Annotated in this window: 13 protein-coding genes; 3 read left to right on the forward strand and 10 right to left on the reverse strand. The window is 60.1% G+C overall.

What is annotated here, in order from left to right:
- Window positions 1–121: 121 nt before the first annotated feature.
- Together ACYVGC_RS21635 and ACYVGC_RS21640 are read left to right on the forward strand one after the other, a co-directional pair.
- The gene (locus tag ACYVGC_RS21635) at window positions 122–3,319 is read left to right on the forward strand and encodes an efflux RND transporter permease subunit (protein WP_460585948.1); all 3,198 of its coding nucleotides are present in this window, start codon (window positions 122–124) and stop codon (window positions 3,317–3,319) included.
- Window positions 3,312–4,748 carry a TolC family protein gene (locus ACYVGC_RS21640; RefSeq protein WP_460585949.1) on the forward strand — a complete coding sequence of 479 codons (1,437 nt, stop codon included), beginning with the start codon at window positions 3,312–3,314 and terminating at the stop codon, window positions 4,746–4,748. The genes ACYVGC_RS21635 and ACYVGC_RS21640 overlap by 8 nt, the downstream gene beginning before the upstream one ends.
- 76 nt (window positions 4,749–4,824) lie before the next feature.
- Here the strand turns inward: ACYVGC_RS21640 and ACYVGC_RS21645 are convergent, their stop codons facing one another.
- The 10 genes from ACYVGC_RS21645 to ACYVGC_RS21690 all read right to left on the reverse strand — a co-directional run bounded on the left by ACYVGC_RS21645 (window position 4,825) and on the right by ACYVGC_RS21690 (window position 14,940).
- Window positions 4,825–5,583 (reverse strand): porin family protein, encoded by a 759-nt coding sequence (locus tag ACYVGC_RS21645; RefSeq protein WP_460585950.1) that lies wholly within the window; start codon window positions 5,581–5,583, stop codon window positions 4,825–4,827.
- 136 nt (window positions 5,584–5,719) lie between these two features.
- Entirely contained in the window at window positions 5,720–7,000 is a 1,281-nt protein-coding gene (locus tag ACYVGC_RS21650; RefSeq protein WP_460585951.1) for a chloride channel protein, read from the reverse strand.
- Between the two features lie 299 nt (window positions 7,001–7,299).
- Window positions 7,300–8,319, reverse strand: a complete 1,020-nt coding sequence (locus ACYVGC_RS21655) for a hypothetical protein (RefSeq protein WP_460585952.1) — start codon at window positions 8,317–8,319, stop codon at window positions 7,300–7,302.
- 55 nt (window positions 8,320–8,374) lie between these two features.
- A complete protein-coding gene (locus tag ACYVGC_RS21660) occupies window positions 8,375–10,171 on the reverse strand; it encodes a DUF7017 domain-containing protein (RefSeq protein ID WP_460585953.1) in 1,797 nt (598 codons plus the stop codon).
- An 11-nt stretch (window positions 10,172–10,182) separates the two neighbouring features.
- A complete protein-coding gene (locus tag ACYVGC_RS21665) occupies window positions 10,183–10,917 on the reverse strand; it encodes a hypothetical protein (protein WP_460585954.1) in 735 nt (244 codons plus the stop codon).
- Window positions 10,899–11,849 carry a hypothetical protein gene (locus ACYVGC_RS21670; RefSeq protein ID WP_460585955.1) on the reverse strand — a complete coding sequence of 317 codons (951 nt, stop codon included), beginning with the start codon at window positions 11,847–11,849 and terminating at the stop codon, window positions 10,899–10,901. Before ACYVGC_RS21670 ends, ACYVGC_RS21665 begins: the two co-directional genes overlap by 19 nt.
- A complete protein-coding gene (locus tag ACYVGC_RS21675; protein WP_460585956.1) occupies window positions 11,741–12,310 on the reverse strand; it encodes an AAA family ATPase in 570 nt (189 codons plus the stop codon). Before ACYVGC_RS21675 ends, ACYVGC_RS21670 begins: the two co-directional genes overlap by 109 nt.
- Window positions 12,311–12,356: 46 nt before the next feature.
- On the reverse strand, window positions 12,357–13,097 hold the full coding sequence (locus ACYVGC_RS21680) for a hypothetical protein (RefSeq protein WP_460585957.1): 741 nt from the start codon (window positions 13,095–13,097) through the stop codon (window positions 12,357–12,359).
- Window positions 13,094–14,323 carry a reverse transcriptase domain-containing protein gene (locus ACYVGC_RS21685; protein ID WP_460585958.1) on the reverse strand — a complete coding sequence of 410 codons (1,230 nt, stop codon included), beginning with the start codon at window positions 14,321–14,323 and terminating at the stop codon, window positions 13,094–13,096. Before ACYVGC_RS21685 ends, ACYVGC_RS21680 begins: the two co-directional genes overlap by 4 nt.
- Window positions 14,324–14,745: 422 nt before the next feature.
- Complete coding sequence (locus ACYVGC_RS21690) at window positions 14,746–14,940, reverse strand: hypothetical protein (protein WP_460585959.1); 195 nt, start codon at window positions 14,938–14,940, stop codon at window positions 14,746–14,748.
- Between the two features lie 75 nt (window positions 14,941–15,015).
- Between ACYVGC_RS21690 and ACYVGC_RS21695 the strand changes: the two genes are divergently transcribed.
- Window positions 15,016–15,612 (forward strand): helix-turn-helix transcriptional regulator, encoded by a 597-nt coding sequence (locus tag ACYVGC_RS21695; RefSeq protein WP_460585960.1) that lies wholly within the window; start codon window positions 15,016–15,018, stop codon window positions 15,610–15,612.
- Window positions 15,613–15,661: the final 49 nt, after the last annotated feature.

Here is a 15,661-nt window from a genome sequence, read left to right on the forward strand (position 1 = left end):
TTGGGTAGCGCGGCACTCGATAGTAGTGCGCAGGCGGGGCTTTTGGCTGCACGCTGGGCACGCTGTTGCCTCTTTCTGACCAAGTTGCTGCATGTGTTATCAAGTAAATATATTTTAAAATATGTTTAGTAAATTCATCCGTCGGCCGGTATTCGCCATTGTTATCTCGGTGGTCATTCTCTTTATGGGAATGCTGGCTATCAAGACCTTACCGACCTCGCAGTTTCCCGAGATTTCGCCGCCCATGGTGATGGTAAGCTGCGCGTATCCGGGGGCCAGCGCCAAGGTGCTGACCGAGTCGGTACTGATTCCGCTGGAGCAGGCCGTGAACGGCGTGCCGGGCATGAAGTACATGACCTCCGACGCCGTGAGCGCCGGCGAGGCCAACATTCAGATTGTATTTAACCTGGGCACCGACCCTGACCAGGCGGTGGTGAACGTGAACACCCGTATTGCGCAGGTGGTGAACCGCCTGCCGGTGCTGGTGCAGCGCGAGGGCATTATCGTGAACCGCGTGGTACCTAACATGCTGATGTACGTGAACTTGTATAGCAAGGACAAGCACACGGACATGAAGTACCTGTTCAACTTTGCCGGCGTGAACCTGCTGCCCGAGCTGCAGCGGATTGGCGGCATTGGGCGGGCCAGCATCCTGGGTAGCCGGCAGTACGCCATGCGCATTTGGCTGAAGCCGGACCGCATGCGGGCCTATAATATCTCGGTGGACGACGTGATGAAATCGCTGGACGAGCAGAGCGTGATTGGCTCGCCGGGCCGCATCGGCCGCTCGGACGGGCAGCGCGCCGAAGCGCTCGAATACGTGCTCACGTACCAGGGCCGCTTCAACGACGTGGAACAGTATAAAAACGTGATTCTCAAGGCCAACCCGAATGGCGAGATGCTGCGCCTTAAGGATGTGGCCAACGTGGAGCTGGGCTCGGAGTTCTACGATATCTACTCCAACCTGAACAGCGACCCCTCGGCGGCTATCGTGCTGAAGCAGACCTATGGTAGCAATGCCAAGGACGTGATTAAGGAGGTGAAGGCCAAGCTGGAAGAGATGAAGAAAACGTCCTTCCCTCCCGGCATGGACTACAAAATCAGCTACGACGTGTCGAACTTCCTCGACGCCTCGATTGAGAACGTAATCGACACCCTGCGCGACGCCTTTATCCTGGTGGCGCTGGTGGTGTTCCTGTTCCTGGGCGACTGGCGCTCGACGCTGATTCCGATTCTGGCCGTGCCGGTGTCGCTGGTGGGCTCGTTTATGGCGATGCAGGCTTTCGGCCTCACCATCAACATGATAACGCTCTTTGCGCTGGTGCTCTCCATCGGTATCGTGGTCGACGACGCCATTGTGGTGGTGGAGGCCGTGCACGCCAAGATGGAGGAGGAGCACCTCTCGCCCTACAACGCGGTGCGCAAGGTGCTGGGCGAAATCAGCGGGGCCATCATCGCCATCACCATCCTGATGACGGCGGTGTTCGTGCCGGTGGCCTTCATGAGCGGTCCGGTGGGCATTTTCTACCGCCAGTTCTCCATTACGATGGCCACGGCCATTGTGATTTCGGGCCTGGTGGCGCTTACGCTGACCCCAGTGCTCTGCGCCATGATTCTAAAAAACAACCACGGCCACGCCAAGAAACAAACGCCTATTCAGCGCTTTTTCGACGCCTTCAACCGCGGGTTTGAAAAGCTGACCGGGCGCTACACCAACATTCTGGAGCGCATTATCGACCGCCGGTTGGTGACGTTTGCCATCTTGCTGGCCTTCGGGGTGGGCATCTTCGGCATCTCCCAAAAGCTGCCTTCCGGCTTCATTCCAAGCGAAGACCAGGGCCTGATTTACGCCATTATTCAGACGCCGCCCGGCTCCACGCTGGAGCGTACCAACGCCATTGCCCAGCACCTGTCGGTACTGGCGCGGGAGGTGCCCGGCATCGAAAACATCTCGACCCTGGCCGGCTACGAAGTGCTCACTGAAGGCCGCGGCTCGAACGCCGGCACTTGCTTGATTGACCTCAAGCCCTGGGACGAGCGCAAAAACCTGCCCGTGACCAAAATCATTGAGGAGCTGGAGAAAAAGGCCAAGCAAATACCCGGCGCGACCGTCGAATTCTTTGAGCCACCAGCCGTACCAGGCTACGGCGCGGCGGGCGGCTTCCAGCTGCAATTGCTGGACAAAACCGGCACCGGCGACTACAAGGCGCTGGAAAAAGTGAACGAGGAATTCATGGCGCAGCTCAGAAAGCGCAAGGAGCTGGCCGGCCTGTTCACCTTCTTCTCCGCTGATTATCCGCAGTACGAGCTCAAGATTGACAACGACTTAGCGATGCAGAAGGGCATCACCATTGGCAACGCCATGAACACGCTGAGCATCATGGTGGGCTCGACCTACGAGTTGGGTTTCATCAAGTATCAGCGCTTCTTTAAGGTGTACGTGCAGGCTTCGCCCGAATACCGCCGCTTGCCGGAGGATATTCTGAATATGTGGGCTAAGAATGACAAGGGCGAAATGGTACCCTTCTCGGCCTTCATGAAAATAGTGAAGTCGCAGGGTCCCAACGAGATTAACCGCTATAACATGTACACCACCGCCTCCATCCGGGGCGGCGCCGCCGAGGGCTTTAGCAGCGGCGAGGCCATTAAGGCTGTGCAGGAAGTGGCGGCCAAAACCCTGCCCCGCGGCTACGACATCGACTGGGGCGGCTTGTCGAAAGACGAAGTAGGCCGCGGCAACGAGGCCGTGGTGATTTTCCTGGTGGTGCTGGCCTTCGTGTACTTCGTGCTCGCGGCCCAGTACGAGAGCTTCCTGCTGCCGTTTGCGGTGGTGCTTTCGCTGCCGGCGGGTATTTTCGGCTCGTTCCTGCTGCTGAAAGTGCTGGGCCTGGCCAACGACATCTACGCCCAGGTGGCGCTGGTGATGCTGGTAGGTCTGCTGGGTAAAAACGCGGTGCTGATTGTCGAGTTTGCAGTGCAGGAGCACGAGAAAGGCCTGACGGTGCGCGCCGCGGCCATTGCCGGAGCCAAAGCCCGTTTCCGCCCCATTCTAATGACCTCATTCGCCTTTATTGCGGGCCTGATACCGCTGGTGCTGGCCCACGGCGCGGGTGCTATCGGCAACCGCACCATTGGCACGGCGGCCCTGGGCGGCATGGTGTTCGGCACCGTGTTCGGGGTGATTATCATCCCGGGCCTGTACTACATTTTCGGCACCCTGGCCGAGGGCCACAAGCTCATCCAGGACGAGAACGAATACCCCATAAGTGAAGGAGTGGAGCCCCGCGTGGTGCTCGAAGAAATGGAGCCTTATGCTTAAGCAACGCATCTATCAAGGCCTGAGCGCCGCCTGCCTGGCGCTGGCCGTGGCGGGCTGTAAACTACCCCAGCTGGCCGGCCGGGGCGTGAACCGTAGCGTGCCCGCCACCTACGCGGGCAGCCCCCAAGACACCCTCAGCACCGCCAAGGTGCGGTGGCAGGAGTTCTTTACCGACCCCAACCTGAAAGCGCTGATTGACAGTGCCCTGCAACGCAACCAGGAGCTGAACATCACGCAGCAGGAGCTGCAAATAGCCCGCAACGAGATACAAGCCCGCAAGGGCGAGTACCTGCCCTCGCTGAGCCTGGGCGGCCAGGCGGCCTTGGACCGCGTGAGCCGCTACACCATTCAGGGGGCCACGGAGGACCAGATTAACATTCAGCCCGACCGCCGCACGCCCGACCCGCTGGCCAACTTTCAGCTGGGCGCGGTGGCCAGCTGGGAGGTCGATATCTGGCACAAGCTGCGCAACGCCCGCAAGTCGGCCGCCACGCGCTACCTGGCGTCGGTGGAGGGCCGGAACTTCATGGTCACCAACCTGATTGCTGAAATCGCCACCTCGTACTACGAGCTGCTGGCCCTGGATAATCAGCTGGCCATTTTGCAGCAAAATATTGAAATTCAGGCTAATGCGCTGAAAGTGGTGCGCCAGGAGAAGGAGGCGGCCCGGGTAACCGAGCTGGCCGTCAAGCGCTTCGAGGCCCAGATTCAGAATACCACCAGCCTGCAGTACGCCACCAAGCAGCGCATCACCGAAACTGAGAACCGCATCAACTTCCTGCTCGGCCGCTTTCCGCAGCCCATTGTGCGCAACGATGCCGAGTTCAACGGCTTGGTGCCCAAGCTGATGCAAGTGGGCGTGCCCGCGCAGCTGCTCAGCAACCGGCCCGACATTCGGCAGGCCGAGCAGCAGTTGGTAGCGGCCAAGCTCGACGTGCAGGTGGCCCGCGCCAACTTCTACCCGTCGCTGGGCATCTCGGGTGGGGTAGGCTTTGGGGCGTTCAAGCCCGGCCTGCTCTTCACCACGCCGGGGGCGCTGCTGTACTCGGTGGCCGGCGATTTATCAGCCCCGCTCATCAACCGCAATGGCATCAAGGCGCTGTATTCCTCGGCCAATGCCTTGCAGCTGCAAGCCGTGTACAACTACGAGAAGACGGTGCTGAACGCCTATATTGAGGTAGCTAACCAGCTCTCGAACATCGATAACCTGGAGAAAAGTTACGAGGCTAAAGCGCTGGAAGTGCAGGCGCTGAGTCTCTCCATCCGCATCTCCAACAGCCTCTTCAAATCGGTGCGGGCCGACTACACCGAGGTGCTGTTCACGCAGCGCGACGCGCTGAACGCCCGATTCGACCTCACCGAAAACAAGATGAAGCAGCTCAACGCTTCGGTCAATATGTACCGGGCCCTGGGCGGCGGCTGGAACTAGCCAGTAGCCAGCTCCATGCAAAAACCCGCCAGGCGTCCGGTCGCCTGGCGGGTTTTTTGTGGGTGGTCAGCAGCCGTTACAAGCTGAAAAAGTACGTACCCGTGAGCTGCACCCCGCGGTTATAAGCGGCATAGGCATTGACGTCGCGCCCGAACTCCCGTTGGTCGGAAGTGTGGTGCAAATTGAGCAAGCCCAGGCTGTAGCCGAGCTGCACCTGCACGGGCCCCTGGCGGTAGCCCACGCCGCCCTGGAAGCCCGCGTCGAAGCGCTGGTTGGTAGTAGAGGGGCCGTAGGAAAGCGGCTTGTCAAAGTCCTCGCTGAAGGAGGTGCTGGGTACCGAATAGGTGGGAGGACCGTAGAAAGCGCCTTCAGTGGTGCCACGCTGGCGCCCGCCCACGGCCAGCGCCACGTAGGGCCCCGCAAAAAGCTGGAGGCCGTGGTCGCCGTGCAGGGTGTACACTACGTTGAGCGGCAGTTCCAGCCAGTTGTAGCGGTTGGTGCTCGTGGTTTTCTGGGTGTTGTAGCCGGCCACGCCGCTCGCGTAGGTACTGGAAATCAGCTTTTCGCCTTTCTGGGAAAATAAGAGCGCGGGCTGCACCGCAAACTTGCCGAAGGACGCTTCCAGCACCACGCCCGCCTGCCAGGCAAAAATCGCCTTCTTATCGGCTGACCCGCTGAAAGGGTAGGTGCCCGAATAATTGCTGGCCGGGTCGAGGGTGGTGAGGGCGCGGTTGGCCCCGCCGCGCACGCCGAAGCGCACGGTCGTTTGGGCGTGTGCCCCGGTGGCTCCGATGAGTAGCGTGGCGGCCAGGGCAAGAGTAGGTAGTGTTTTCATGCACAGGAAAAGCAGGGGTTAGTAAACGATAGAGCCCAGCAGCTCCGCTGATGGTTGCACCCCACCCGTGCAGCAATATCATCTTGACCACAAACAGATTAATGCATGTTGCTTAGGTTGAAAACAGCTTCGCCCTCTACAACTCACCTAGCCGCCGCCCGGCCTGCCGGCCCAGCAGCGGGTGCTTGGCCTGCCCCACTACCTGCGAGCCGTAGATGCCCGAGTGGCCCGAAAACAGGTAGGCCACCACGCAGGCCAGCCCCAGGTACACGCCCGCCTGCGCCCCGAATAGCTCCAGCCCCATTAGCAGGCAGGCCAGCGGCGTGTTGGCCGCGCCCGCAAACACGCCTACGAAGCCCATGCCCGCCAGCAGGGCCACCGGCAGCGGCAAGATGCCCGCCAGCGCCGAGCCCAGCGCCGCCCCGATAAAAAACAGCGGCGTCACCTCACCGCCCTTAAAGCCCGCGCCCAGCGTGAGGGCCGTTAGCAGCAGCTTCAGTGCAAAATCCTGCGCGCCCAGCTGGTGCTGAAACGCCTCCACAATCACGGGCACGCCCAGCCCGGCGTAGCGCATGGTGCCCAGCCCCCACATGGCCGCCGCCACTAGCACGCCACCTACCACCGGCCGCAACGGTGGATAAGGTATCCGACTGAAAACCTTGCCAATAGCGTGCGTAAGCGTGGCAAACGCCCGCGCCGCCAGCCCAAACAGCGCCCCCGCCAGCAGCGTGCAGCCCAGCCCGGTAGCCGTGAGTGGTAGCGCCGCCAGCGCGGGGTAGGCGGTGTGGCCTACGCCCCAGGCCCGCGTGACCACATCGGCCACCACGGCGGCCACGAAGCTGGGCAAAATGGCCTCGTAGCGCACTGAGCCCAGCAAATACACTTCCAACCCAAACACCGCCCCCGCCAGCGGCGTGCCGAATACCGAGGCAAACCCCGCGCTCATGCCCGCAATGAGCAGCAGCCGGCGCTCGCGCCGCGGCAGCCAGCGGGCCAGCTGGTCGGCCAGGGCCGCGCCCATTTGCACGGCCGTGCCCTCGCGCCCCGCCGAGCCGCCAAACAGGTGCGTAACCAGCGTGCCGCCCAGCACCAGCGGCACCAGTCGCAGCGGAATGGTGGTGCTGGGCGCGTGCAGCTCGTCCAGTATCAGGTTGTTGCCCTTGACCACGCGGTTGCCCCAGCGGTGGTAAGCCCCGCCCACCAGCAGGCCGCCCACCGGCAGCAGCGCCAGCGCCCAGGGGTGGGCTTCGCGCCAGTGGGTCACCCACTCCAGCGCCACCAAAAAGCCGGCCGAGGCCGTGCCCGCCAGCGCGCCCACCAGGCTAGCCAGCAGCAGCCAGCGCAGCACAAAAACCAGCGTGTAGGTAGTAGAAACTGCCCGCCAGGAGCGGAGCGCGGAGAAAGAAAAGGTAGCCACGGCGCGAAGTAACAAGATGATTCAGCCACCGTGGCCCCATGGCCGGGTGGTAGCGTAGGAATCATCAGTGCAGCGCACTGGGTGCCGGCGGTTTCCAGGGCCGCCGCCCCGGTCCGACGCCGGAGGCGTCCGACCGGTTATCGTGGCGACGACACCCGCCTAACTGGCGTCAGCAGTGCAGCTCTTCAAGTAGTTATTATGGCCGCGATGCTCGCGTAACTGGCGCCAGCGGCGCAGCCGTCAACCGGCCGGCCGCCTCCGGCGTCGGACCGGAGCGGGCACCCAATGCAGGTGCTGCGCTAGTTTGTTGGTTGCAGATACAGCAGGGTAGTTTGGTAGGGCCGGCTGGGCGTGTACTTGTCGTTGATAACGAAATAACCGCCTTTGTAGGCGGCAATGCCCTCCCAATTATAGCCCCGGTACTTTTCGGGAAATTCCCACAGCGGCTGCCAGGTCAACTTATTGTCTTTAAGCTCGATAGTGAGTAGCCGGGAGTAGTTTTTATAGCCGCCCTGGTCCAGAATGAGTTTTGCATTGGGCACGTCGCTCGCTGGCGTGCGGTAGATGGCATCGCCGCCCTCGCCCTTGAAGAAAAAATTCAGGGCCGTGAAGCGGTTTTTGCTAACTGCCGTGATGTCGGTGATGCGAAAAGGCAGCGGGGTGAAAGGCAGCTTAGTAGGTGAGCTATTGTTAGTTAACTGGCTGATATTCAAATCATAAATATAGTTTTGGTCCGCAAAGCTGTTGTATTCAAAAAAAGCCAGCACGTGCTTGTTGGCCTCAGCCAGTGCCTCAAAGCCGGCGTTGTAGATGTGGTTGCCATCGGCCGCCAGGGGCTTGGCCAGGGGCAGCAGAAAGGTGGTGTCGAGCACCACGGCGTCGGCGCGCAGCTGGCCCTTGAGCAGGTAGCAGGTGGGCGAGGGGGTGTCGGTTTCGACGGACAGGTACACCACGTCCTGCACCAGCAGCATGGCCTCCAGGCCTTCGTAGCGCTGCCCGGCGGCGGCCATGCGGGCGCGCAGCGCGGGCAGACCCGTGATGGGCAGCTTCTGGTAGGGCAGCACGTAGGTAGTGTCGGCCAGCTGGTGGTCGAGGTCAGCGAGCCGCACGGTGTAGAGCTTGGCCTCGGCCTTGTCCTGGAGCCGGCTTTCTGACATCAGGTATAGCTTATCGGCGCTGGTAGCGAGGCCCGAAAACTGGTTGTCGTAGTAGGCCAGCTCCTGGGGCAGCCGCAGGTTGTGCGCCGTGAACTGGGACTGTTGCGCCCGTGCGGGCAGCAGGCCACCACAACAAAGCAGGGCTAGTAAATACTTGTTCATGCGGCAGTAAAAAGCTTTCAAGACGCTACGCGGTGGCGCAAGCCCCAAAGTTCGCCTAGTCTACCTGCACGGCGTTCCACTCCTCCTTGTTTTTCTTTTTATTGCGCTGCATCACGGCCCGCCCGCTAATTATTTCGCCCGCTTGCCAGCCATGTTGGGCAATGAGCGGTGCGGGCAGAAATACGTTGTCGGCAAAGCCGAAGCCGGCTTCCATTACTTTTAAAGCTCCTGAAAAGGGCCGGCAGACGCGGGCATCTGGCGTAGCGTTTCTGCTTTCGGCTGCTAGCACGTACTGCTTGATTTCGCCATCTTTCTCCTTTGTCTGCAGGCGCAGGTGCAGCACATCGCCCACTGTCAGCTCGCCGAGGTCGAACCCGGCGGGCCGAAACGCACCGCCCAGGCCGGGTTGCACGGCAAAGAATGCCAGCGACTTATCAGGCATGAGGCCGCTGATAACGGCAACGTGGCCCGGCAGTGTATCCCAGGGCTGGCCATCGGGGCGCTTGGCCAGCTGCACTACCTTGAGGCGCTCTGCGGTTATTTCGGTGCGCACTTGCAGCGGGGTACCCGGCGGCAGCTTTTGCAACCACCGGTGTTTTCTCAGTGGTATGCTCAAAGGGCGGGCAGTGGTACCAGCGGGTAGCAGGCGCGCCATCGCTGGCTTTTCGGGTGTTTCGGGGCTGACGAACTGTAGCACTACCGGCTGCCAGGGCAGGTCGCCGTAGGTGGTTTGCTCAGCTAGGGCTAGCCACTCGCGGCGGGCAGCTTCGGCGGGAACTGGCGGGTGGTTGGCTAGCTGCAAGGCCAGCAGTAGAGCTTCCCCTTTGGTGCCCCAACCTTCGGCGGCGTAGGTGGCCTGGGCCTTATCGAACTGCCAGCGGGCTTCGCCGGGGTGGATATCGGCGAGCAGCCGGGCCAGCTTGAGGCGCAGCTTGCCCAGGAATTTTTCTTCGCTGCCGCAGGCGCTGGCTTTATACAGGCAGGCCAGCGCGGCGGCGGGGTCGGTGGGTTCCAGGGTTTCGGCCAGCAGGTTCCAGGCCCAGAATTCGGTGCTTTTCTGGCGCACTACGGGCAGCAGTGTGGGCAGGGCTGAGGCGGCGTTGCCGGTGCTGAGTTGCAGCTTGGCCTTGAAAAACGGCAGCCACTGGTAGCCGGGGTGCCGCGTAATGGCAGCCTCCAACTGCGGCAGAAATGCCACGATTTCGGCTTGGTGCTGGCTGGCCTCGGCCAGCAACTCGCGGGCCAGGGCCATGTAGGCTTGCTCGGCCAGCGGCATCTGCTTTTTACCCTGATGCTCTTCGCCCTGGTAGTCTTCGGAGCGTAGCACATCGGCTAGGGGGGCAGCCAGCAGCAGTTTCAGTGGTGAAGCTTTCTCCTTTAGGTGCAAGGTGGCTTTGAGCAGCGCCGAATGAGCCTCGGAAGGAATAGGATATGGTAGCCGGGCAGCCTGCGCCAGGAGCTGGTGGGCTTCGGTACGGTGGCGAAAGCGGCTGTCGGCACCCGGCAGGCTGCTGCGCGTCCACTTGTCGGCCTCGTCTACCCGGATTTTTACCCAGCCGGCAATCGGGTAGCTGACTTTTGCCAGCGCATAGAGCCGCTTCACTACCTGCCAGATGACATTCGGGTACAGCATTTCTTCTTCTGGTCCCAAATCCAGCTTTGCCACGGCCGCCAGGGTCTGCAGGAATTCGCAGGAGTTTTCACTTGCCGTCAGCTTGAGCTGGTCGTGGTACACCCAGGCCAGGTTGCGCTTGGCCCATACGTCGGTGGGTTTGGCGGCCAGTTCGGCTAGCCCCTGCGTCAGGGCTTCAGCCAGCTGGCCGGCTTTGCGGAGGGTGGTAACGGTGGGCATGGCGGGGTGGGTTAATCCAGATTTTGCAGAATGGTGTGCAGGCGACTCACCAGTTGCGGCGAGTTGTGCTGGTCGAGGCGGGTGCCGGTAATGCGGCCCTTCTTGTCATAGTCGAGTACCAGCACCGCCCGGCCCGTGGCATCCTGCAGCTGGTAGCGCTCGGCGTGCAGTTTATGCTGAATGCAGAGGATGGTAATTTCGTGGCGGGCGGCGGCCTCAGCAAACTGCTCGTAGAAGCCCGCCAGCGCAGGCGGGGCATCGTCGGCAAAGGTGGCGGGCACTACGGCGGCGCCCGGCAGCAGGGGCGCATTCAGCTTATCGGCAGCGGCTTGCGTCAGGGGCGTGGCGCTGCCAAAGGGCAAGGCCCGGCTCAGCGGCACGTCGTTTTTATAATACGCCAGCACCTCGCCTTGCTCCGGGCCCCGGCGCACGGTGTAGCGCAGGGCGTGCTGCTGGTCGGCCACGTCCGTTACCTCGGCGCCCACTTCGCGCAGCTGCGCGGCCACCCGCCGAAACTGCTGCACCTGCGCCGGGGGCCGGCCGGCAATGCCTAGCCGGGTTTCCAGCTCGTCGAGCGGGTCGAAGGCGGCTGTTTCGGCCCGCCGCACTTCCGCAAACAGCTCTACCGTCGGGGCGGGCGGCTTGCCGCTGGGGTCGAAAATACGCATGGCCTGCCAGGGCGTAAAATCGGGCGGATTCAGCAGGTACAGCTGCCGGGCGGCCCGCGTCAGGGCCGTGTATACCAAGCGGAAGTAGTGCGCGTGGCGCTGCCCCGCAAACCCCTGAAAGCGGTGTCCCAGGTGCCGCCCTGCGCCTTGTGGCAGGTAATGGCGTAGCCGTACTTCACCCGCAGCGCCTGAAACTGCGGGTCTTTCTTGAGAAAGTCGCTGAACTCGGGGTGCTTATGGTCGTGCTTGGTTTTATCGCGCCACCGAATAACCGCGTCGATGTAGAGCGCCCGCGTTTCTTCCGACCGAAGCGAGCCTTCGATACTATCCAGAAAGCTATCCAGCAGCAGCCGCTCAGTTTCGTAATGAGTGCCATCGGGCCGGGTCAGGCGCAGGCGCATCCGCCGCCACCGCAGCGGCACGTGTATGGCCACTTGCTTTTTTTCGCGCAGGACGTACACCTTGCGCGACGCCTCCAAAACTGCGCCCACGGCCAGCACGGTGGCAAACTCGCCATTGTAGACCGGCTCCTCGGGGTCGAGGTAGTTGTTCTGACTGATAATGAGCCAGTCACCGGCCGTAATGCTGGCTTGGCCCGGAAAGAAATGCGCCCGTATCTGCTCGTTGTATTGTCGGGCCAGGTTGTTGGAGTAGGTAACGATAATGGCCTGGCTGCCCGTCTGCGGGCCGCCCCCGGCCGCCAGATAGGTGGGCAGAAGTGTGCCCATGGGCACGTCCTGCACGTCGGTGGCCCGCGTCAGGCGCAGGCCGGCGAAGCTGCCGGTGCGGATGCACTCGCGCACGGCGGTGGCGTTTTGCAGAATGCCGCTGCCGGCCTGCTGCCGCTTCACTTCGGTCATTTCCCGGCCCGGCAGCACCGGGCCCAGGCCCAGGTGCCGGCTCAGCCACGCCTCATCCAGCGCCCACGATTCGCGGTCGCCCACGGGGGCCAGCTGCGCCCGGTCGCCCACCAGCAAAATTTTGTAGCCGTTGCTAGCCGACGGCTGCACGTAGCGCAGCAGGTCGCTGAGTAGCTGCCCGCTGCCCAGCTGAAAAACTCGCCCTCGCTAGCCTGGTTGCCCACCATCGACGCTTCATCCACCACAAACACCGTCCCGACGAGCTCCTGGTTATGGGCAAGGTCGAAGTAGTACTTGAACGACTTGTGCGCGTCGTCCTGCCCCGTATTGTCGTCCTGCGTTTCCAGCCGCCGCAGCTTCGAAAAGTCGTAGATGCCCCGGTGAATGGTGGTAGCCGGGCGGCCACTCTGCCGGGTCATTACCCGCGCCGCCCGCCCGGTAGGGGCCAGCAGCACGGCGGGCCGCTGCAAGTCGGCCAGCAGCTGTTGAAGCAAAAATGTCTTGCCCGTGCCCGCATACCCCCGCAACAGAAACACCGGCTCCTCGGGGTTCTTCAGGAAGTCTTTGAAGGCGGCGAGGGCGGTTTGTTGGTCGGGGGAGAGAGGAAACATGAATAGTAATTTGCATTTTATAACCTCATAAATACTGTTGCTACCCTTAAGGTAAATAGCGTGTCAACTCAGTTAAAAATTCCTCCCATTTATTAGTGTAAAATTCTACATTGGCTGTAGCATCTCCAATGATTGACCTCATTGATTTCACTTCGTCTTCATGCTGGCCATGACTAGCGTAATCTCGCATTTTCTTTACAGTTGTTATTGTTTGTGATGCGATAAGAATGCGGTTTTCCTTTTCAGAAAAGAAATCCGATAGTATGTAAGGTTTAGACCCAGGACTAACACCATTATTTTTAGTTATAGTATAAGTAAATTGTTTAATTCCTTTTCCTGTGAATTCAACTTGGGCATTGTGTTTATTTTTATTAATATTCTCATTTTCTGCCCAATCTTTCAGGGAAAAAGGCTTTTCAAGATAAGCATATATGATTTCAGCCTGTATGAACATCATTCGATAAACCTCAAAAACTTTGTTATTCATTGCAGCTCGTTGTGTAGCAATAGCAGCTTTAAGTAAGTATGTCCTTGTTTTTCCATCTGGAAGATGTCGGTAAATTTCAGCAGCTTTAGCAGTGGCTTCTACTGTAGAATGTGCTAAATTATCGGCTACATCGAGTAGTTTTTTTGTGACATTTGCTAATTCTTCAGCGTCTTTGGAAGTCTTTAAAATAAGTTTCAAAAACTCAGTTAACTCATTCTGATAATTGGGCGAACCTTGGACTTTCAGCTGACCTAATGACTCTATCTTTTCTGTAAAAATTTGCTCTAGAATTGATTTCATAAAGCTTCTTTATAAAGAATTGCTGCTTCAATACCCTGTTCCTTCCAGATTTGCCAAACAGTTTCAACTCTTTCTTCTTTTAATTTTACCAAAAGACTAGTTAGTTTAGCTGAAATGCTGACTAATACACTATCCTCTTTGCCCCGTATCATCCCCAAATAAGCAATTTTTCCCGCTAGCACCCGCTCCAGCTTCGGCACTTTGCCCTGGTGGCGGGCGTGGGCTTTGCTGGTGGGATAATGTTGTCGCAATGTAGTACTTGCGGCCTCGTAGCCTTTAGTTTCCCAGTTGTGCAGCATAGCCCGAATCTGGCGCACGTATTCGCGGGGCACGTTGGGACGCTCGTTCACCACGATGCCAGTTACTTCCTGGCGGGTTTCGGGCGTTTGCAGGCGCTGTTTCTGCTCGTTTTGCTGGTAACCCTCGGCTGCCAGGATGGCGTTTAGCTGCTGGTGGAAACCGGCGCGGAACACCGGGCGGTTGCCCGAAAACGTGAGGTCGTCGGCGTAGCGGGTGTAGGTGCAGCGGTGGCAGGCGGCTAGCTCGTGCAGGCGGCGGTCGAGGCGCTGGCACACGGCATTGGTGAGCAGGGGTGAGGTGGGCGCGCCCTGCGGCAGGCAGCCCTGGTCGCAGCAGAGGTTGGCCACGAGGTAAGCGGCTTCCTTCGCCAAGCCAAAGGGCGCCAGTTGCAACACCGCCGCTACTCGTCCTAAATACGTGTTGGTGAAGAAGTTGAGCAAGTCTAGATTGAGCACGAAGCGGTGGCCGGCGTGGGGCTGCGCGTTGGTGAGCACGCTACGGCCGGGTACGAAGCCGTGCGAAGCGTCGTGGCTGGTGGTGAAGCTGGCCGTGAGGCAGGCTAGCAGCAGGCGTTGCAGGCGCAGCAGGCCGTGGTCGGGCGCTTTGATGGTGCGTACCTCGCCCCGCGTGCGCTTCGGAATCTGAAACGTGCGGTAGCGGGTTTCCTTTTTGTGGTAAGCGTAGTAGTACAGCAACTTGGCCGATACGGGCTTAGCCTTGTGCCTGGGGTTTTCGGCCAGGTCCAGGGTCAGCGCCTTATTCAGCACAAAAGCTAGCTGGTGGGCATCGGTTACTTTGCCGAATAGGCTACCCAGGTCAATAGCCGTTGGTGGCATTCCCATAATCGGCGGTGCTCCGGCTTCTAAAGGCCCGGTGGCGGACTGGCCGGCCGCCGGGGGTTCAGATGCTGGGGAGGAAATAGCCATACGGGAAAACAAACAATGAAAAGGAATAACCCAATTGAAAGCACCTGCCGGGAATTTTCATGTCTTATACTTGATGTTATAAGAAATTAAAGCATTGATAAAAAGTATAAATTATCAATGATTTAAAGAGGAAACAAGACAATGATTAATAATTATTTAAAATCAAATAATCAATTAAGTCAAGTGTCAAGTCAGCCGTTAAGAAACGGGCGCGGCGCAACGCCGCACGAGGTCAAAGGCCCAGACGCAGGTACTTTCAAAGAGCGAGCGGCCGCCGCAGTTCGGTAGCCGGTAGTAGTGGGTAAGCAAAGCCGCCAGCAGGCGGCAAGGGCTGAAGCTGAAGTAGCCTCAGCCGCTAACGGGGCAAAGATGGCGGGCTGCAATGCAGTCTAGCTGCATTGGCATAAAAAAAGTCTTTTTATCTACGCGGCCTGCCGCCCCGACAGCGACCCCGCCCCGCCGCAGCGAAAGCACCGGCCGCGCTCCACGTGGCCATACTGGGGCAGGTAGCCACTACCGTTGCAGCGGGAGCAGCAAATAGTGCCCCCAGCACCAAGCAGGTGCGTACTTTGAGCGGCGGAAAGGGCAGAGGCGGCGGGCGTGGCGGGCTGGTTCATGCTGCAAACCAACGGAGGGACAATGCAGCCGAACTGCATCGCCAAAAAAAATGATAAAAAGTTGAAAGTAGAATTATGCCCACCACTAAAAACCCGGTAACCCGCTACCGGCTGCTTGACGAGTGCCTGCAACGCCGCCATAAAGTGTGGCCGGCCAATGAGTTGCGCGCCACCGTGGCCGCCAAGTTCTTCGAGCTAACGGGCTACAAGCTGAGCCAGCGACAGTTTGCTCAGGACCTGGCCGATATGCGTGAAGGCGGCAGCACCGGCTACAATGCGCCTATCGAGTGGAACCGGGAGCGCGGCTACCACTACACCGACCCGGAGTTTAGCATTCATAACAGCCCGCTGGTGAGCGACGATGCCGCCGTGCTGCGGCAGGCGCTGTCCACGTTGCGGCAGCTGCAAGGCCTGGGCCTGACTGAAGAACTGGACGACCTGGTGCAGCGCGTGGAGGGGCATTTGCAGGCCCAGCCCGCAGGCGAGCCAGCGCGGCAGCTCATCTGGTTCGAGCAAGTGCCCGATTACACGGGCGCGCAGTTTTTGGGGCCGTTGTACCAGGCCATTCGGGCACGGCAGGTACTGGTGGTGCGATACCGGCCATTTGGCGCGCCCGCCGCCTGGGAGGCCACAGTGCAGCCGTACTTAGAGGGTGTTAGGAATTGGGGCTAACCCAAAAGAAAACGAGCCAGTAAGCAGCGAGCGGAGTTCCTAGGCTCCG

The sequence above is a fragment of the Hymenobacter arcticus genome (assembly GCF_054779975.1).